The organism is Streptomyces sp. NPDC001153, from assembly GCF_053598315.1.
Window position 1 is genome coordinate 175,819 of sequence record NZ_JBSFJZ010000003.1, and the last position, 18,710, is coordinate 194,528.

At 72.9% G+C, this 18,710-nt stretch carries 14 protein-coding genes; 11 read left to right on the forward strand and 3 right to left on the reverse strand.

The window, feature by feature from the left end:
• Positions 1-29: 29 nt before the first annotated feature.
• Positions 30-2,528, reverse strand: coding sequence for a SpoIIE family protein phosphatase (locus ACWDEN_RS04505; RefSeq protein ID WP_450857175.1), 2,499 nt, complete (start codon positions 2,526-2,528; stop codon positions 30-32).
• Between the two features lie 197 nt (positions 2,529-2,725).
• Here ACWDEN_RS04505 and ACWDEN_RS04510 point away from each other — a divergent pair, with 197 nt between their 5' ends.
• The gene (locus tag ACWDEN_RS04510; protein ID WP_450857177.1) at positions 2,726-4,792 is read left to right on the forward strand and encodes a SpoIIE family protein phosphatase; all 2,067 of its coding nucleotides are present in this window, start codon (positions 2,726-2,728) and stop codon (positions 4,790-4,792) included.
• 39 nt (positions 4,793-4,831) lie between these two features.
• On the opposite strand, the gene ACWDEN_RS04515 is transcribed toward ACWDEN_RS04510, so the two are convergent.
• Positions 4,832-5,440 (reverse strand): TetR/AcrR family transcriptional regulator, encoded by a 609-nt coding sequence (locus tag ACWDEN_RS04515; RefSeq protein ID WP_351603795.1) that lies wholly within the window; start codon positions 5,438-5,440, stop codon positions 4,832-4,834.
• Between the two features lie 98 nt (positions 5,441-5,538).
• On the opposite strand from ACWDEN_RS04515, the gene ACWDEN_RS04520 reads away from it, so the two are divergent.
• Together ACWDEN_RS04520 and ACWDEN_RS04525 are read left to right on the forward strand one after the other, a co-directional pair.
• On the forward strand, positions 5,539-6,330 hold the full coding sequence (locus ACWDEN_RS04520; protein ID WP_351603793.1) for an SDR family NAD(P)-dependent oxidoreductase: 792 nt from the start codon (positions 5,539-5,541) through the stop codon (positions 6,328-6,330).
• A gap of 267 nt (positions 6,331-6,597) precedes the next feature.
• Entirely contained in the window at positions 6,598-7,365 is a 768-nt protein-coding gene (locus ACWDEN_RS04525; RefSeq protein ID WP_450857180.1) for a GNAT family N-acetyltransferase, read from the forward strand.
• A 42-nt stretch (positions 7,366-7,407) separates the two neighbouring features.
• Here the strand turns inward: ACWDEN_RS04525 and ACWDEN_RS04530 are convergent, their stop codons facing one another.
• Positions 7,408-8,256: an alpha/beta fold hydrolase gene (locus tag ACWDEN_RS04530; RefSeq protein ID WP_351623169.1), complete on the reverse strand. Its 849-nt coding sequence runs from the start codon at positions 8,254-8,256 to the stop codon at positions 7,408-7,410.
• Between the two features lie 111 nt (positions 8,257-8,367).
• Between ACWDEN_RS04530 and ACWDEN_RS04535 the strand changes: the two genes are divergently transcribed.
• From ACWDEN_RS04535 to ACWDEN_RS04570, 8 genes are all read left to right on the forward strand, one after another.
• Entirely contained in the window at positions 8,368-8,967 is a 600-nt protein-coding gene (locus ACWDEN_RS04535; RefSeq protein ID WP_351623167.1) for a TetR/AcrR family transcriptional regulator, read from the forward strand.
• A 236-nt stretch (positions 8,968-9,203) separates the two neighbouring features.
• Positions 9,204-9,977: a polysaccharide deacetylase family protein gene (locus ACWDEN_RS04540; protein ID WP_351623165.1), complete on the forward strand. Its 774-nt coding sequence runs from the start codon at positions 9,204-9,206 to the stop codon at positions 9,975-9,977.
• Between the two features lie 213 nt (positions 9,978-10,190).
• Positions 10,191-11,399, forward strand: a complete 1,209-nt coding sequence (locus ACWDEN_RS04545) for an EfeM/EfeO family lipoprotein (RefSeq protein ID WP_450857183.1) — start codon at positions 10,191-10,193, stop codon at positions 11,397-11,399.
• Positions 11,396-12,634 (forward strand): iron uptake transporter deferrochelatase/peroxidase subunit, encoded by a 1,239-nt coding sequence (gene efeB, locus ACWDEN_RS04550; RefSeq protein ID WP_351623161.1) that lies wholly within the window; start codon positions 11,396-11,398, stop codon positions 12,632-12,634. The genes ACWDEN_RS04545 and efeB overlap by 4 nt, the downstream gene beginning before the upstream one ends.
• 203 nt (positions 12,635-12,837) lie before the next feature.
• Positions 12,838-14,652, forward strand: a complete 1,815-nt coding sequence (locus ACWDEN_RS04555; protein WP_351623159.1) for a phospholipase C — start codon at positions 12,838-12,840, stop codon at positions 14,650-14,652.
• 133 nt (positions 14,653-14,785) lie between these two features.
• A complete protein-coding gene (locus ACWDEN_RS04560) occupies positions 14,786-15,787 on the forward strand; it encodes a phosphotransferase (RefSeq protein WP_351616594.1) in 1,002 nt (333 codons plus the stop codon).
• A gap of 166 nt (positions 15,788-15,953) precedes the next feature.
• Positions 15,954-16,979 carry a hypothetical protein gene (locus tag ACWDEN_RS04565; RefSeq protein ID WP_351616596.1) on the forward strand — a complete coding sequence of 342 codons (1,026 nt, stop codon included), beginning with the start codon at positions 15,954-15,956 and terminating at the stop codon, positions 16,977-16,979.
• 155 nt (positions 16,980-17,134) lie between these two features.
• Positions 17,135-18,688: a N,N-dimethylformamidase beta subunit family domain-containing protein gene (locus tag ACWDEN_RS04570; protein WP_450857187.1), complete on the forward strand. Its 1,554-nt coding sequence runs from the start codon at positions 17,135-17,137 to the stop codon at positions 18,686-18,688.
• The last annotated feature ends 22 nt before the right edge of the window (positions 18,689-18,710 follow it).

Here is an 18,710-nt window from a genome sequence, read left to right on the forward strand (position 1 = left end):
TTCTGTCCTCGGCACGGATTCCGTCATGGTCAGTCTGGATGCTGGAGTCCGCTCGAAGGCAAATCCGGGTTCGCAGGGAGCTCCTGGTCGGCCCAGATGATCTTCCCTTCGCCGGTGTACCGGGCGCCCCAGCGCTGGGCGAGCTGGGCCACCAGGAAGAGTCCGCGGCCGCCCTCGTCCGTGCTCCTGGCGTGCCTGAGCCGGGGGGCCGTGCTGCTGGCGTCGTGGACCTCGCAGGTGAGTCGGGCGTCGCGGAGGAGCCGCAGCCGTATGGGTGTTGCGGCGTAGCGGATGGCGTTGGTGACGAGTTCGCTCACGACGAGTTCGGTCGTCATGGCGAGCTCTCCGAGGCCCCAGTCCTCGACCTGGCGGGTGGCGAGGGCGCGGAGGGTGGCGACGGCGGCCGGGTCGGGGGGTACGTCCCAGGAGGCGACCCGGTCGGCTCCCAGGGTGTGGGTGCGGGCCAGGAGCAGGGCGATGTCGTCGGGCTGGGGCACGGGCACGAGCTGCCGTACGACGGACGTGCACAGCGTGTCCAGGTCGTCCCCGGTGCCGGCGAGGACCTCTGCGAGCCGGGCCATGCCCCGCTCCACGTCGTGGTCGCAGCCCTCGGTCAGACCGTTGGTGTAGAGGCCGAAGAGGCTGTCCTCGGCCAGTTCGATCTCGCCGGCCTCGAAGGCCATGCCGCCGAGCCCGAGCGGGGGCCCGGCGGGGATCTCCGGGAAGTAGGCGTGTCCGTCCGGTGCCACGACGACGGGCGGCGGGTGACCGGCGCGGGCCATCGCACACCGCCTGCTGACCGGGTCGTAGACGGCGTACAGGCAGGTCGCGCCGATGAAGGTGCTGCGGGCGGCCGTACCGGCGGCCGCCTCCTCGTCGCTCAGCCGGAGCACGAGGTCGTCGAGATGGGCGAGCAGGTCGTCGGGGGGCATCTCCATGACGGCGAGGGTCTGCACCGCGGTGCGCAGCCGGCCCATGCTGGCCGCCGCGCCGATGCCGTGGCCCACCACATCGCCGATGACGAGGCCCACCCGTGCGCCGGACAGCGGGATCACGTCGAACCAGTCGCCGCCGACGCCGCCGGAGGGGTCCGCGGGCAGATAGGAGGAGGCCACCTCCAGCGCGGTGCCGCCGGTCAGGGCGGGGGGCAGCAGGCTGCGCTGCAAGGTGATCGCCGCCGCGTGCTCCCGGGTGTAGCGGCGGGCGTTGTCGACGCACACCGCCGCGCGTGCCACCAGTTCCCGGGCCAGCAGGACGTCGTCGGAGCCGAAGGAGATCGGGTTGAGCGACCGGGCGAACGTGGCGAGGCCGAGGGCGGTGTTCCGGGCCCGCATCGGCACGGCGATGAGTGAATGCAGGCCGTACTCGCGGATGCGTTGCGTGCGCTCGGCGTCCCGTGCGACCCACAGTTCGTCGGACGGGTCGAGGGTCGGGATGAGCAGGGGCTCGCCGTGGAGGACGAGGTGCCCGTCGTGCGGCGGCGGGAGGAAGTCGACGCGCCCGCCGATCCCGACGACGGCCTCGGGGGCGCCCTCACGCACGGAACGCAGTGCGGCCCGGCGCATCGCGGGCCGGGCGGGCGCGGGGCCCGCGTCGGTCAGCCATGCCCCGTGGCCCTCGGTGCTGAGCACGGGTTCCAGCAGGTCGACGATGACGAAGTCGGCGAAGCGGGGGACGGCGAAGTCGGCGAGCTCCTGGGCTGTGCGCATCACGTCGAGTGTGGTGCCGATGCTGGTGCCGGCTTCGTTGACCATGGTCAGCAGCTGCCGGGCGTTCCACCGCTCGGTGACGTCCTGGACCATGTAGCAGACGCCGGTGATGGTGTCGTCGGCGTCGACCAGGGGAAAGAACGAGGCGGAGTAGGCGTGCCGGCGGTGCGGGTCGGCCCAGCTCCAGCCCGTGTACTCGTAGTCGGTCACCGGCAGGCCCGTCGCGAGCACCTTGCGCATCAGGCTTTCCAGGGCCTGCCCCTCCAGCCCGGGCAGCAGGTCACTCAGCCGCCGTCCGAGCCGCTCGTCCCGGGGGACCCCGCCAAGCCGTTCCAGGGTGTCGTTCAGCCAGACGTAGCGCAGTTCGGTGTCCATGACGGCCATGCCGACCGGGGAGCGGGTCAGGAACCCGTCCAGGACCGACTGGCCCATGCTCCACCGCTGCCGCGGTTCCCGGGCCGACACCAGGAAGCACTCGGTGTCACCGATGCGGAACGCGGCCGAGACCCGCAGCTGGAGGTCGAGGCTGCGGCCGTCGCGGTGCCGTACGGCGATCTGCCCGCTCCAGCCGTTTCCGGCGCGGCACCGTTCCACGACCCCGGCAAGCCGCACGTGGTCCTCGGGCATGGCGAGCAGCCGCGCGGCGGAGGCGCCCACGACGTCCCGTGCCGCGTGGCCGAGGACTGCTTCGGCGCTGCGGGTCCAGCCGACCACCACGCCGTGTTCCGATATCACCGCAGCCGCGTCGGTGGACGCGTCGAAGAGATCACCCGGTCCCCTCGGCGTGGCTGCGGCGAAATCCTCTGGCGCAGATTCCATCAGTTCCACCCATACACCACTATGAGACCGTTTGGCCCTGATGCGCATGTATACAGCGGGCGGCGTGGGGCTCCGCCCGGATGCGGCGCGCTGCGGTTGGGCGGGGCCGAGGCCGGAGGGACCATGGAGGGAAGGACCATGAAGCACCGGTCGTCGGCGTCGGCGTGTGCCCGCTCGGCCGGTGGAGGTGAACCGGCATGGCGATGGACTCCTTGGCGGCCGGCCACGAGGAAGACGGCGACAGGACGCCCCGGCCGACCGGGCTGCTGGACGTGCTGAGCGTGGCCGCGGTGGCCCTGGACATCCGTGGCCGCATCGTCTTCTGGACCCCGCAGGCCGAGGATCTCTTCGGCTACTCGTCGCAGGAGGCCCTCGGCAGGACCGCGGCGCGTCTGCTCGTCGACCCGGAACATCTGCAGGCCGTGCAGGGTCTGTTCGCGGAGGTGCTGGAGACGGGGCGGGGCTGGGCCGGCGCGTTTCCCGTCCGGCACAAGGACGGCAGCAGCCGGCTGACGGAGTTCCGGACCATGCGGCTGCTGGACGACCTCGGGGACGTCTACGCGCTGGGGATCGCGGCCGATCACACCCTGCTCCAGCGCGTCGAGACCGACCTGGCCCTGTGCGAGCGGCTGATCAACCAGTCCCCCATCGGTCTGGCCCTCCTGGACCCGGACCTTCGGTATGTCCTGGTCAACCCGGCGCTGGAGCGGATCGACGGCACGCGCGCCGAGGACCACATCGGCCGCCACCTGAGGGAGACCCTGCCCTTCCCGGACGTGGACACCGTCGAGTCCGCCCTCCGTCAGGTGCTGACCACCGGTACGCCTCTGCTGGACCAGTACCACGTCGGCCGGCCGCCGGCCGATGCCGGCCAGGAGCACGCCTGGTCGCTGTCCTTCTACCGTCTGGAGGATCCGGGCGGCCGGGTGCTGGGCGCGGCCGTCTCGGTCGTGGACGTCACCGAGCGGCACCGCGCGGCGGCCGAGGCGGACCGGGCCCGGCGGCGCCTGGCGCTCATCGCGGACGCCTCCGCGCGGGTCGGCACCGCGCTGGACGTGGAGCAGACCGCCCACGAACTGGCCGAGATCGCGGCGCCGGCGCTGGCCGACGTGGTCGCCGTGGACGTCCTCGACTCCGCCCTGTCCTGCCGGCGTGTGCGCAGACCGGACAACGGCCCCGAGCTCTTCCGCGCCCTCGCCCTGAAGGCGGCCCATCCCACCCCCGCGCTGCGCGCCGCCGACCCTCCCGGCGACATCGCCGCCTACGAGGGTGACCGCCTGGTCACCCTGTGCGTCCACAGCGGGCGGCCGGTTCTGGTGCGGCATGTCGAGCCGCACGATCTGCCGCGCATCGCCCGGGACACCGCGGCCGGGGCCCTGCTCGCGGAGGCCGGCGTCCACTCGTACCTCGCCGTGCCGCTGATCGCCCACGGCGAGGTGCTCGGCGCCCTCGATCTCAAGCGGACCCGCAATCCGGCGCCGTTCGACGACGACGACGTCGTCCTGGCCGCCGAACTCGCCGGCCGGGCCGCCGTCGCCATCGACAACGCCCGCTGGTTCCAGAGCGTCCGCAACACCGCCCTGACCCTGCAGCGCAGTCTGCTGCCCGACCACTCCCCGCACCACACGGGCCTGGAACTCGCCTCCCGCTACCAGCCCGCGCAGGCCACCAGCGAGGTCGGCGGCGACTGGTACGACGTCATCCCGCTGAACGACGACAAGACCGCCCTGGTGGTGGGTGACGTCATGGGCAACGGCATCGACGCGGCGGCCACCATGGGCCGGCTGCGCACCGCCACCTGCGCCTACGCCGATGTCGATCTCGACCCCGGCGCCGTGCTCCAGCACCTGGACAAGATCACCTGCGATCTGGAGCACTACATCGTCACCTGCCTGTACGCGGTGTACGACCCCACCACCGGCCAGTGCAGCATCGCCAACGCCGGACACATGCCGCCCGCCCTCGCGCGACCCGGCGACGCCCCGAGGTTCCTGGAACTGCCGACCGCTGCACCGCTCGGCGTCGGCGGCGTCCGGTTCGAGACCACGTCGGTCGCCCTGCGCCCCGGTGATGTGCTGGTCCTCTACACCGACGGCCTGGTGGAGACCCGTCAGCACCCCATCGACGACCGGCTGGACGTCCTGCTGGACCTCCTGGACGAGCCGCACCGGCCGCTGGAGGAAACCTGTGACGTCCTGCTGTACGGCCTGCGCCACCCCGACGACCACGACGACGTGGCCCTGCTCATCGCCCGGGCCCTGTAGGCCGGGCCGCACGGTGTGGTCCGGCCTGCGCCGGACGGCCTACCGTGCCGTGGGCTCTCCCGAAGCGGCCGTGGACGACCGGTCGGCGGAGCCGCGCACGAGCAGCAGCAGGGCGTCGACCAGGTCGTCCACGGGGCTGCCCGTGGCCAGCCGCCGCAGCTGCAGGCCCATCACCAGGGCGACCGTCGTGGCGGCCAGGCGTTCCGCGTCGGGGACGCCCAGTGCGGTGAGGATCCGGGCGGCGAGCAGGTCGTAGGCGCGGAAGGCCTCGGCCGCCGCCTCGCGCAGGCGCTCGTCACGGCCGGCGTGGAGGTACAGCTCGAAGGGCGCCAGATGGGCGCTGTCCAGGGCCGAGCCGCAGGCGACCTGGCCGGCCAGCGACGCCGCGTCCTCGACGTCCAGGCCCTCCGTCTGGCACTGGTCGGCCAGTTCGGTGAAGTGCCGGGCCTCCTCGCGCACGAAGTGCAGCAGGCTCTCCCGCAACAGCTCGTGCTGGGTCTCGAAGTGGTAGGTGACCGAACCGAGGGACACGCCGGCTTCCTTGGCGATCCGCCGGTTGGTGACCGCCGCGACTCCGTCCTCGCCGATGATCTTCAGGACGGCGGTGATGATGCGCTGGCGCATCGGGGCGGCAGGGGCGGCATGCATGGCCTGCATTCTTCCATCACCGGGTTGCCCCGGCTGTGGACAGGGCCGCCCGGCCTCTCTATTGTTCGTTCGAACGAACAGGAAACTGGAGGGTCCTCGTGCACATTGCCGGGTCAACCGTTCTGCTCACCGGTGTCACCGGAGGCATCGGCGGCGCGCTCGCCGCCGAACTGTCCGCCCGTGGCGCCCGTCTCGTGCTCACCGGCCGCCGTGTCGAGGCGCTCGAGCCCCTCGCCGATCGATACGGCGCCCGCACCGTCGCCGCCGATCTGGCCGACCCCGACGATGTGCGGCGGCTGGCCGAGGAGACCGCCGGCACGGACATCCTGATCGCCAACGCGGCCCTGCCGTCCAGCGGCGACCTCCTCGACTACACACCGGAACAGATCGACCGGGCCCTGGCCGTGAACCTGCGGGCCCCGGCGATGCTCGCCCGGCTGCTCGCCCCCGGCATGGTGGCCGCCGGGCGCGGTCACATCTGCTTCGTCGGGTCGTTGTCCGGCATGGCCGCCACCAAGTCGTCGTCCCTGTACACGGCGACGAAGTTCGGACTGCGCGGCTTCTCACTGGCCTTCCGCCAGGATCTGCACGGCACCGGCGTGGGCGTCTCGATCGTCCAGCCCGGTTTCGTGCGCGAGCTGGGCATGTTCGCCAAGACGGGTTCGGCGACGCCCGGCCGTGTCCGTACCGTCTCGCCGGAGCAGGTCTGCAAGGGCGTCACGCGGGCGATCGAACGCGATCTCCCCGAGGTCAATGTGGCGCCGCCCGAGCTGCGCTTCCTCACCAAGGTCGCGTCGCAGTTCCCGGGGTTCGCGGAGCGGGTGCAGCGGCTGGCCGGGGCGGAGCCGACGGTGAACGCGATCGTGGCAGCGCAGCGCTCGAGCCGCTGAGGCGGCCTCTTGTCAGGCACTTCGCCGCCATGGCAGGATCCACCGAGTTCGACAGCGCATCCGACCACTCGTCACGAAGGACTGAGGTCCATGGTTCCGGCGTCCCCCAGCGGCCGCCGTCGGTACTGAGCCACCTGCCCGACCGCAGTGCTGCGCAGTACCCTTCGCGTCTCCTCACGGCGGCCCGACGACGCGGTGTCCCGTACACCGCTCGCCTCCTCGCAGAGGTCGTCCCCTTGTGCCAGCCCACACCGTGAGGTTTTCGTCGTGCGCACCGATGTCCAGAGTTTTGCCGTCGCCCACCTGCTGCGCCGCCCGGCGGCGCGTGAAGTCGGCGGCTTCGTCGTGGGGTTCGACCCCTCGACGACCAGCCCGTACGTCAACTACGCCACCCCCTTTCCCGGCGTCCGGCCCACCGACCGGGACGTCGCCGACCTGATCGCCGCGTTCCGCGAGCGCGGACTCAGGCCCCGGCTGGAGTTCGCCCCGGACACCGCCCCCGCCGTGGAACCCGCGCTGCGCCGGGCCGGCTTCGGCACGGAGGCGGTGCACGAATACCTGGTCTGCACACCCGCCACGCTGGCCGTGCCGGCTCCCGGCCACGGCGCGGCAGACCCGGTCGAGGTGGAGGTGCCGGCCACGGACGCGGACTACACCGCGATCGACAGCGCGCTGTCGGAAGCCTTCGGCGGGGAGTGGGTCCCGTCACCGGAGGGCGCGGCACGGTTGCGGCGTACCGAGGAGGGCGGCGGCGCCGTCCGGTTCGTCCGCGCCGCCGGCGGGGGCTGCGCCGGCGGCGCGATCTGCTCGGCGCCCGCCGAGGGCACGGCGGAGCTGGCGGGCGTGGGCACGCTTCCCGCGTACCGGGGGCGCGGCATCGCCGCCGCGGTCACCGCGACCCTGGCCGGGACCATGTTCGGCCGGGGAGCGCGGTCCGTGTGGCTGGAGTACTCGGGCGAGGGCTCCCGCCGTGTGTACGAGAGGGTCGGCTTCCGGCCCGGCGGCACGCGACTGTACGTCTCCCTGGACGCGTGACCTCCTGGGCCGGCGGGCAGGTGCCCTCGGCCGCGCGCGGTGTCAGCCTTCTCCGGGGAGCGGGTTGTCCTTGACGAACCGGCGGATCTCCTCCGTGAGCGCCGCCGGGTTGTCCAGCTGGACCAGGGTGCGGGCGCCGGGGATCTCCACATAGCGGGCGGCCGGCAGCAGTTCGGCCAGACGGCGGCCCGTCGCGGGCGGCATCATGCGGTCCTCGGCGCCCCAGGCGACCAATGCCGGGCGGGTGAACTCCGGAAGGTTCCGGGCCGCTTCGAGGTAGCAGTCCTTCCGGGTCGTACGGAGGAACTTGGTGAAGTCCCGGCGGATGTGACGGTTGGTCAGCAGGGGGCCGTACCAGCGGGCGACGAGTTCCTTCGGGAGCCGCTTCTTCGTCATTCCGCCGAGTGAGGTCTGCATGCGGGCGAGGAAGGGGAAGCGGAAGGACTGCAGGAGGAGGAAGACGCCACCGGGGATCCTGCAGGCCGCGTTCAGGATGCGGCCCTGGACACCGGGCGGGTAGTTGTCCAGGGCCTCGCAGGAGGTCAGGACGAGCCGGCCGATGCGTTCGTCCCGTACGCCGACGAGGAGTTGGGCGGTACCGGTGTCGTTCTGGACGAGCGTCACGTCCTGGAGGCCGAGGCCGTCCAGGAACTCGGCGAGCAGGCGGGCGATGCCGTGCGCGGAGAGGTCCGCGTCCGGCCGCATGGGGCGCCGGTGGCTGCCCAGGGGCAGCACCGGCACCAGGACGCGGAAGTCGGGGTGCAGGGCGGAGACGACGTCGGCCCAGACGGACTCGTCGAAGCCGAGGCCGTGGGCGAGGACCACGACGGGCCCGTCACCTCCGGTGTCCTGGTAGTCGATGGTTCCCGCGCTCAGCTCGATCTCCGGCATACCCGTGCCTCCGCTTCCGGTCGGCCGCCTCGACTCTCTTGATAGATCGTTCTAGTGACAGAATAGGCGCCGACCGCCCTTTGGCAACAGCGGCTCCCCGGAGGTGCCACCGTGAGCGACGGCAAGGCCATCAGCACGCACGAGACCCGGCAGCGCATCGTGAACGCGGGCACGGAGCTGTTCCGGCGCTCGGGCTACACCGGCACCGGGATGAAGCAGATCGCCGAGGCCGCCGAGGCACCCTTCGGCTCGATCTACCACTTCTTCCCCGGCGGGAAGGCCCAGCTCGGCGAGGAGGTGATCCGCACCTCGGGGGCCGTCTATCTGGGGCTCATCACCACGCTCATGGCGCCGTACGAGGACCGGGTGGCGGCCACCGCCGACGCCTTCACCGCCGCGGCCGGCACCCTCGCCGAGCTGGACTTCGCCGACCCGTGTCCCATCGCGACGGTCGCGATGGAGGTGGCGAGCACCAACGACACGCTGAGGCGGGCCACTTCGGAGGTCTTCGACAGCTGGATCGGCCACCTCGCCGCCTACTACGCCGAGGGCGGCATCCCCGGGCCCGCCGCCCGGGAGACGGCGAGCTCGGTCATCGCCCTGCTGGAGGGCGCCTTCATGCTGGGCCGGGCCGCGCGCAGCACCGAACCGGTGCGGGCCGCGGGCACGGCGGCCGCGGCGATCGTACGAGTGGCACTGGCCGGTGAGTGAGCCGTACGACCGTCAGGTCCGCGGGACCGCCCGGTGACGGTCGCGGAGCAGGGCGATCTCGGCCAAGTGGTGCCCGCTGGTCTCGCCCGGGCCCCGTCGGCGTCTGTCGCGGAAGCGACCCGGAATTGTCCGTGATCGGTAACAGACGGATCCCGCGCTCAACTCCCGCCGTCCTGACAGGTGCACGGAATGCGGGTGCATAAGATCTCTGGGACACGGCACGAACGGGGCGGGGCATGGCGCGGCACGGTGGGCGGGGTTGGTACGGCCGAATGGTTGCGGCGGCGGTCGGGGTCACCGCGGTGGCGGCCGCCACGTCGCTGTGGAGCGCGCAGGCCGGTCAGCCGGGCGACGGTTCGGGCGGGTCGGGCGGCCCGGCGCGGCACACCGCGCCGAAGACGGTGACCGTGTCCGCGGACATCGCCCATGCCTCGGACGGGGGCGCGCACGCGGTCAACATCACCATCGACGACGGCCCGGACCCGGTCTGGACCCCGCAGGTGCTCCAAGTGCTGCGCGAGAACGGCGTGAAGGCGACGTTCTGCATGATCGGCCCGCTGGCCGAGGCGCACCCGGATCTGGTCCGGCAGGTGGTGGCGGCCGGGCACCGGCTGTGCGACCACACGGTGTCGCACGACACCACGATGGACAAGAAGTCCGAGGCCTACCAGTCACAGGAGATCCTGAAGGCGCAGCGGCAGATCACCCAGGCGTCCGGCGGGGTGCAGCCGATGTACTACCGGGCCCCGGGCGGCGCCTTCACCCCCTACAGCCGGCACCTGGCGGCCTCGCACGGGATGCGTCCGCTCGGCTGGAACGTGGACTCCAAGGACTTCGAGCGGCCGGGCACGGGCGCCATCGTCGCCACGGTCCAGCGGGAGGTGGCCAACGGGCCCACGATCCTCTTCCACGACGCGGGCGGCGACCGCTCGCAGACGGTGGCCGCGCTGCGCACCCTGCTGCCGTGGCTGAAGCAGCAGGGCTACTCCTTCGGTTTCCCGGTGCGCTGAACCGGCCGCCGCGGAAGGCGGCTTCAGCCGGCCCGGTGGCAGGGGCTCTCCAGGGTGCCCCACGATCGGACCGCGCCGGGCAGCGCGTGGAGCGTCGCGTCGGTTAACCCCAGGGGAAATCTTGGTCATCGAAGTCCTGGGACGACTGTTCGGATCCGGAGCGGTGCCTACCATGAGGCCGCTGCTTATCACGTCGTACCGGAAAGGCTCGCCATGCCGTTGCCTCGCCTCGGCACGCGGTCCGCTCGTCTCCGGACGGCGCCCGCCGTGTTCGTCGTCCTCGCCGTGGCCCTCGCGGGCACGCTGCTGGCGTTCTCGCTCGGCGGCCCGCGCCACGGCAGGGCCGCCGGCGCCCCGTCGGGGCATGTCGTCATTGACGTGTCGGAGAGCCACTGCGGCCGCGGCTGGACCCGGCCCGAGCCCGGGGTGCGGACCTTCGACCTGCACAACTCCTCCGACGGCGCCGCCGAGGTCTACCTGGAGGACCCGGGCAGCCAGGCGGTGTACGGCGAGGTGGAGGGCATCGGCCCCGGTACGACACGGCAGTTGACGGTCCGGCTGGGCCAGGGGACGTACGCCTTCAAGTGCGTGCCCGACGACGGCGACGCCGTCACCGGCCCCACCGTGCACATCACCGGCGGACAGCGCGGCCCGGGCGCCGCGCCGGTCTCGGAGCACGACCTGATCCCGCCCGCCCTCGCCTACCAGAAGTGGGTCGGCACCGGGCTCGACCAGGTCGTGCGGCTGACGACGAAGCTCAAGGACGGGATCGACCAGGGCGACCTCGCCGCCGCGCGGTCGGCCTGGCTGCCCGCGCATCTGGAGTACGAGCGGCTGGGCGCGGCGTACGACGCCTTCGGGGACGCGGACGCGGCGGTCAACGGCACCGACGCCGGACTGCCCGGCGGGGTGCACGACAAGGGCTTCGCCGGGTTCCACCGTATCGAGTACGGGCTGTGGCACGGTGAGCGGGCCGGCGGGCTGCGCGCCCCGGCGGCGGCGCTGGTGAAGGCGGTGACCGGGCTGCGGGACACCTGGTCGCAGACCCGTATGGACCCCGCCCAGCTGGGCCTGCGCGCGCACGAGATCCTGGAGAACACCGTGCAGTTCGAGCTGACCGGCCGCACCGACTACGGCAGCGGCAGCAACCTCGCCACGGCCCGCGCCAACCTCGACGGCACCCGCGAGGTGCTGTCCCGGCTCGGGCCCCTGCTGACGACCCGGTACGCCGGACTTGCCGAGCTCCAGCACGAGTTGGACCGCGCGGGGCACACCCTCGACGGGTTCGGCCACGGAGCGTCCTGGACCCCGCTGGCCAGTCTCACCCGCACACAGCGGGAGGACGTGAACGCGCTGCTCGGCGACCTGGTCGAGCGCCTGGCGTCGGTGGCCACCCTGTGCGACCCACGGAGGACCGTGTGAGCGAGCCCGCAGTCACCGCCGGACGACCCGACGGCCTGGGCCGGCGCGGCTTCCTGCGCGGCGCCGCCCTGGCGGGAGCGGGGCTTGCCACCAGCGGCGCCGCCCCGGCACAGACACCGGCCGCCGCGACGGCGTCCGTCGCCCCCTTCCACGGCGTCCACCAGGCCTCGGCCATCGCCGCCCCGCGCCGCACGTGCGTGTTCGCCTCCCTCGACGTGACCGCCGAGAACCGCGCCGAACTCACCGGCCTGCTGCGCACGCTCACCGACCGGGCCCGCTTCCTCACCTCGGGCGGGACGCCGTCCCCGGTGGGGATCACCGGCCCGCCGGCCGACTCGGGCGTCCTCGGCGACCGGCTGCCCGCGGGGCAACTGGCCGTGACCCTCGGCGTCGGTGCCTCGCTCTTCGACGGCCGGTTCGGGCTGGGCGCGCTCCGGCCCCGGCGGCTGACCGCCATGCCCGCCTTCCCCGACGACGACCTCCAGGCCGACTGGTGCCACGGCGACCTCAGCCTCCAACTGCACGCCGACGAACCGGACACCGCGCTGCACGCGCTGCGGGACATCGCCCGGCACACCCGGGGCGCCGCCCAGGTCCGCTGGCGCCTGGACGGCTTCGCCAGCCCGCCCCGGCCCTCCGGCACCCCGCGCAATCTGATGGGCTTCAAGGACGGCACCGCGAACCCGGACGCCACCAGCGCCCGCGAGATGGACCGGCTGGTGTGGGTGGGCAAGGGCATGGGCGAGCCGGACTGGGCGGTCGGCGGCAGCTACCAGGTCGTACGGCTGATCCGGATGCTGGTGGAGTTCTGGGACCGGGTCTCGCTCGGCGAGCAGGAGCGGATGTTCGGCCGCGCCCGCTCCTCCGGCGCGCCGCTGGACGGGGACCACGAGCACGACACGCCGAAGTACGCCGACGATCCCAAGGGCGACGTCATCCCGCTGGACGCGCACATACGGCTCGCCAACCCGCGCACCCCGGCCACCGCCGACCAGCGTCTGCTGCGCCGGGCGTACAACTACGACCGGGGCATGGACGCCAACGGCAACCTCGACATGGGGCTGCTGTTCTCCTGCTACCAACAGGACCTGAAGCGGCAGTTCGAGACGGTGCAGCACCGGCTGGCGGGCGAGCCGCTGACGGACTACATCAGTCCCTTCGGCGGCGGCTACTTCTTCGCGCTGCCCGGAGTACGGGACGCCCAGGACTGGTACGGGCGCGCCCTGTTCGGCTGAACCTGTCCGGACAACTCGGCCTCCGAATGGGTCAACACACAGTCAAGTTTTGCCCTGGTATCCCTGACTCGGTGTTCACCCGCAGGCCATCATGGCTCCGCCGACGCGCCCCGCAACGGGCGCAGCATCCGTGCTCGTACGACGCACAGACGTTCTGTCCGGAGGGGTTAACCACCATGGCAAGCAGAGGAAGACGAGCCGCTATGCGGAGCCTGGGGGCGCTCGCGGGAGCCGCGGCGCTCACCGTGCTCGGCAGCAACGCGCCCGGCTGGGCGGCGGCGCCCGCCGCGGCGCAGGGCGGGCACTCCTCGACCGCGACGCCGATCAAGCACGTCGTCGTGCTCTTCGACGAGAACATCTCCTTCGACCACTACTTCGCCACGTACCCGAAGGCCGCCAACACCGACGGCACGAAGTTCACCGCGTCGAAGAACACCCCGAAGGACATCGACACCCTCGCGCACGCCGGGCTGCTGACGAAGAACCCGAACCAGTACGCGCCGAAGCGGCTGTCCCCGTCCCAGGCGATGACCTGCGACCAGAACCACAACTACGGTGCCGAGCAGCTCGCCTACAACGGCGGCAAGGCCGACCAGTTCGTGCAGAACACCGAGGTCGACAAGTGCAGCGGCGGCCTGTTCGGCGAGCCGGGCCTGGTCATGGACTACTACGACGGCAACACCGTCACCGGGCTGTGGAACTACGCCCAGCACTACGCCCTGTCCGACCGCAGCTTCAGCTCGGTCTACGGCCCCTCCACGCCCGGCGCGCTGAACCTGATCTCCGGTCAGACGCACGGTGTCATCTCCATGGACCCGTCCACCGGCACGGAGAACCCCAAGCAGACGCCGACGCCCGACGCCTACGCGGTGAAGTCCCCCGACGCCAAGGGCGTGGGCACGGTCATCAACGACCCCGACCCGGCCTACGACGACTGCTCCGGCAAGGACCACACCAGCAGCAACGCGCTGGCCTCGCTGCAGGGCAAGAACATCGGTGACCTGCTCAACGCCAGGAAGGTGAGCTGGGGCTGGTTCCAGGGCGGCTTCCGTCCGTCGACCGCGTGGAACGGCACGTCCGGCTCGTACGCCAAGTGCGACACCACCCACACCAACGTGGGCGGCGCCGCCGTCGCGGACTACAGCCCGCACCACAACCCGTTCTCGTACTACAAGTCGACGGCGAACCCGCACCACCTGGCGCCGAAGTCCGTCTCCGAGATCGGCCACAACGGTCAGGCCAACCACAACTACGACCTGACCGACTTCTCCGCCGCGCTGAAGGCGGGCAAGCTGCCGGCCGTCAGCTTCCTCAAGGCCGGTGAGTACCAGGACGGCCACGCCGGCTACTCCGACCCCACCGACGAGCAGCACTTCCTGATCGACCAGATCAACGCGATCCAGAGCTCGCCGCAGTGGAAGTCCACCGCGATCGTGGTCGCCTACGACGACTCCGACGGCTGGTACGACCACGCCTACGTCGCCCCGCGCAACGGCTCCACGGACACCTCGCTCGGCTCCAACGGCAAGGCCACCGACAGCCCGGCCTGCCAGAACGGCCCGAAGGCGTCCGGCGGTTACGCCGACCGCTGCGGCCCCGGCACCCGCCAGCCGCTGCTCGTCATCTCGCCGTACAGCAAGGTCAACAAGGTCGACCACACCCTGACGAACCAGGCGTCCATCACCCGGTTCATCGAGGACAACTGGTGCACCGGCCGCATCGGCGACCACTCCTTCGACGCCACGGCCGGCTCCCTCGCGGGCATGTTCGACTTCCGGCACCCGAACAACAAGCAGGTGCTGCTGAACTCCGACGGCTCGGTCAAGCACGTCGGCCCGATCCAGCACGTCGCCCCGGTGTCCACCAGCATCACGCCGGGCCCGGCGATGCAGAACACGGCCGCCACGACGGACGCCTCCGGCTTCCCGACCCTTCCGGTCGGCCTCGGCGTGGGTGCCCTGCTGGCCGCGGGTGCGACCGGCACGTACCTGACGCTGCGCCGCAGGCAGCAGGCCTGATCGCGCAGTACCGCACACGGCGACGCGCCCCCGGTCGGTGACCGGGGGCGCGTTCGCGTCCGGGGGAGCCCTGCGGCGCGCCGCGGAACGAAATGGGTGGCCGGCCCCCCTGCCGTGATGCTGAGATGGCCCGGTGCAGGGTGAGTTCTCGATCGTCGTGGACCGCAGCAGATACCAGTACGCGCCGACTCCGTGGGAGCACGAGTCATGGCGGGTCTCGGCCCTCGACTGGGTGGCGGAGCAGCTCGCCTCCCACGGCCTGCGGGCGGGCGGAGAGCTGCGTGTCCGGTTGCGGCCGTGGTCCGTGCTGGTGCGGGTGCCCGTCGAGGGGCGGGAGGCGGTCTGGTTCAAGGCGAATCCGCCGGCCAGCGCCTTCGAGGGCCCGTTGACCGCCGCACTGGCCCGCTGGGTGCCCGGGCATGTGCTCCGGCCGCTGGCCGTCGACGCCGAACGCGCATGGGTGCTGCTGCCCGACGGAGGGGAGCTGTTCCGCGACGTGCTCGCCCGGGAGCCGGTCGAGCCGCGGACCTGGGAGGAGCTGCTGCGCCAGTACGCGACCCTGCAGCGGGCCCTCACCCCGCACGCGCGCGAGATCGAGCGGCTCGGGGTGCCCGCCACCCGGACCCCCGATCTGCCCGGGGTGTTCGACGAGCTGCTCACGAGGAGCACCGCGCTGCTCCCGGAGGCACGCGAACGGCTGGAGCGGCTGCGGCCCCGGCTCAGTGACTGGTGCGCCGAACTCGCCTCCTTCGACGTCGAGGACTCCCTCGACCACGCGGACCTGCACGACGGCCAGCTGTTCCGGCCGGCGCCGGGCCGGTTCACCTTCTTCGACTGGGGCGACGCGGTCGTCTCGCACCCGTTCTGCAGCCTGCGGATCCCCGCCGAGAAGGCGCGCGCACGGTACGGGCCGCAGGTCCTGGCCCGGCTGCTCGACGCCTACCTGGAGCCCTGGACGGGCGCCGGGCGCACGCCCGCGGACCTGCGCCGCGCCGCACACCTCGGCTGGCGCCTGAGCGTCCTGGGCCGCGCCGCGTCCTGGGGCCGCACGTTTCCCGGCTCGTCGGGCACCGGCCCGGGCGCCGAGCAGAGCTCCGCGTCCCTGCTGGAGATCTTCAACGACCCGCCGTTCTAGGGGAGTCGGACCGCCGGTCCCGCGATCGGGTGCCGGGGTGCCGTGTGCTGGACGGCCGGTGTTCGGTGCGCCGAGGCGTCGTAACCGCAGCGCACGCCCCATCCGGTCAGAACCCGTGTCCGCTCGCGCTGGCCGCCCCCGTGCCGTGCGGCGGACACTGGGCCGTATGACCCGCACTCGTACGCCCGCCGCTCCTCCGCCCGGCCGCCGTACCGTGCTGGCGGCCCTCGCCGGTGTCGCGCTCGGCGCGGCGGGCTGTTCCGGCCGTACGGCCCGGACCGCGCACCCGTCCCAGAGGCCCACGGCCGCGCACCCGTCCCGGGAGGCCACGTCCGGCACCGGGTCGCCGTCGCCCTCTCCCGTGCTGCCGCGCACCACCCCCTGGCGGCCCACGTCCGCCGAGGTCCAACCGGCCGCGAAGCTGCGCGCCGTGCGGCTGGTGGAGGCGATCGGCGCCTGGGCCGACGGACACGGCGACGCGGCGGCCGCACGGGCGAGGGCCGCGGCGCTCGGGCTGCCGGCGTCCCTCGTCGGCCAGGCCGGGCCGCTGCTGCCGACGGCCGACCAGGCGGTGCTGCAGGTCGTGGACGCGCAGTACGGCGGGATCCTGTCCCGGTCGGCCAGCGTGCTGGTGGTGTGCCGGCAGTGGACCCGGCGCGCCGGCACGGTGAGCGCCGGCGGGACGACGGTCGACGTGCGCCTCTCCCGGTCGGGTTCCGGCTGGACGGTCGACGCCCTGCATCCGGCACACCCGGGACCGGCCGCCCCGTCCTTGGCGTCGGACGTCCGGAACGTGCTGTCCGACGACCGGATCGTGCTGCCGCCCGCTGCCATGGCGGATCTGCGCAGTGGTCAGGTGCACACCAGCGTGGCGAAGGCGATGCTCGCGCTGGCGCGGACGTACCGGCTGGAGGTGAGCGTCGTCCGCTCCGGGCATCCGCTGGACGTGTTCGGCACCAGCCGGCCCAGCGACCATCCGCGGGGCCGGGCCTTCGACGTGTGGCGGATCGACGGCCACGCGGTCGTCGACCCGGCGACCTCACGCGGTCTGATCGAGCGGTTCATGCGGGACGCGGCGGCGGCCGGCTCGTACAACGTGGGCGGCCCCGTGCTGCTGTCCGGCGGCGGTGCCGGTCAGTTCTTCAGCGACGCCACCCATCACGACCACGTGCACATCGGCTTCCGCACCTGACCGCATCCCACGGTGTCACCCGTTCGGCCGTACCGCCGCCGGCCCGGCCCGACGCGGTCGCGCGGCCCGCCGGCCGGTGTTCCCGCGCCTGCCGCGGGTTGCGCCGACCGCGCGGGCGTCGGAACGCTGGAGCCGACACACATCCGGGAGGTGCAGTGGCTCCGGCACACGACACCACACCGTCGGACGGCCTCGGCCGCCGGCGTTTCCTGACCCTGTCCGCAGGCCTCGGTCTCGGCACGGCCGCCGCGTGCACGGCGACACCGCCGCGCCCGCACTCCACCGCGGCCCCCCACGGGCGGCTGCGGCCCGAGGCGGAACGGGACGCCCCGGGCACCGCCGACTGGCGCCTGGCCTCCACCGGCCCGCCGGACGCGGTGGCCGGTTACCCGGACCGGGTGAGCGTCACCCCGGGCGAGCAGTTCGGGCTGCACGTGTCCACCACGGCCGCCGCGTTCCGGGTGTCCGCGTTCCGGGTCGGCTGGTACGGCGGCCGGCAGGCCCGCCGGATCTGGACGTCCGGGCGCATACCCGGGCGCGCCCGGCCGGCGCCGCGCGTGCTGCCGGCCACCCGCACGGTGCGCGCCGACTGGCCGGTGACGCTGCCGGTGGACACCTCGGGCTGGCCGGAGGGCGCCTATCTGCTGCGGCTGGAGGCGGACACCGGGCACCAGCGGTACGTTCCGCTGATCGTCCGGTCCACCGACGGCACGGGCCGTACGGTCCTGCTGCACGCCCCGGCCACCTGGCAGGCGTACAACCGCTGGGGCGGCAGCAGCCTCTACAACGGCGCGTCGGGGGCGTACGCCACCCGCTCCCTCGCGGTGAGCTTCGACCGCCCCTACGACGGCGACGGCGCCGAGAAGTTCCGGGTGTACGAGTGGGCGCTGGTGGTGCTGGCCGAACGCCTCGGCATACCGCTCGCCTACACCACCGGCGTCGACGTCCACCGGGACCCGGGGGTCCTGCGCGGCGCGCACGCCGTCGTCTGCCTGGGGCACGACGAGTACTGGACGCCGGAGCAGCGGGCCCATGTGACCGCCGCCCGGGACGCCGGTACGAACATCGCCTTCCTCGGCGCGAACACCTGCTTCCGCCGGGTCCGGCTGGAGGCCGGGGAGGGCGCGGACGACCGTACGGTGGTCTGCTACAAGACCGCCTACCGCGCCGACCCGTGCTACGACTCCCACCCCGCGCTGGTCACCACCGACTACCGTCTCCCGCCCGCCGCGGATCCCGAGTCCTCCCTGACCGGCGTGCTCTACGAGGGCTATCCGGTCGACGCCCCCTATGTCGTCCGGGCCGCCGACCACTGGCTGTACGACGGCACCGGCGCACGCGCGGGCGACGCCTTCGCCCATCTCGTCGGCGTGGAGTACGACCGGATCACCCCCGGCGCTCCCACCCCCGGCGAGCTGGAGATCATCGCGCACTCCCCGCTGGTCTGCGGCGGGCGGGCCAGCCACAGCGACTCGGCGTACTACACGGTTCCGAGCGGCGCCGGCGTGTTCGCGACCGGCACCATGCGCTGGGTGGAGGGCCTGGTGGCCGGGACCGGCATGTTCGGGCGCGACCACGGCATGGACGCCCGCACCCGCGCCTTCGTCACCCGCACCACGGAGAACCTCCTGCGCACGTTCGCGAAGGGCCCCGCGACCCGGCACGCCCCGCCGCCGCGCGCCAACGTCCGTACGGTGTACGGCGCTTGACGTCGGAGTAGCGGGGTACCGC

Excerpts from the sequence above, each read along its gene's own strand:
- ACWDEN_RS04505 (WP_450857175.1), bottom strand. The coding sequence starts at position 2,528 with ATGGAATCTGCGCCAGAGGATTTCGCCGCAGCCACGCCGAGGGGACCG.
- ACWDEN_RS04510 (WP_450857177.1), top strand. The coding sequence starts at position 2,726 with ATGGCGATGGACTCCTTGGCGGCCGGCCACGAGGAAGACGGCGACAGG.
- ACWDEN_RS04515 (WP_351603795.1), bottom strand. The coding sequence starts at position 5,440 with ATGCATGCCGCCCCTGCCGCCCCGATGCGCCAGCGCATCATCACCGCC.
- ACWDEN_RS04530 (WP_351623169.1), bottom strand. The coding sequence starts at position 8,256 with ATGCCGGAGATCGAGCTGAGCGCGGGAACCATCGACTACCAGGACACC.
- ACWDEN_RS04540 (WP_351623165.1), top strand. The coding sequence starts at position 9,204 with ATGGCGCGGCACGGTGGGCGGGGTTGGTACGGCCGAATGGTTGCGGCG.
- ACWDEN_RS04545 (WP_450857183.1), top strand. The coding sequence starts at position 10,191 with ATGCCGTTGCCTCGCCTCGGCACGCGGTCCGCTCGTCTCCGGACGGCG.
- ACWDEN_RS04555 (WP_351623159.1), top strand. The coding sequence starts at position 12,838 with ATGCGGAGCCTGGGGGCGCTCGCGGGAGCCGCGGCGCTCACCGTGCTC.
- ACWDEN_RS04565 (WP_351616596.1), top strand. The coding sequence starts at position 15,954 with ATGACCCGCACTCGTACGCCCGCCGCTCCTCCGCCCGGCCGCCGTACC.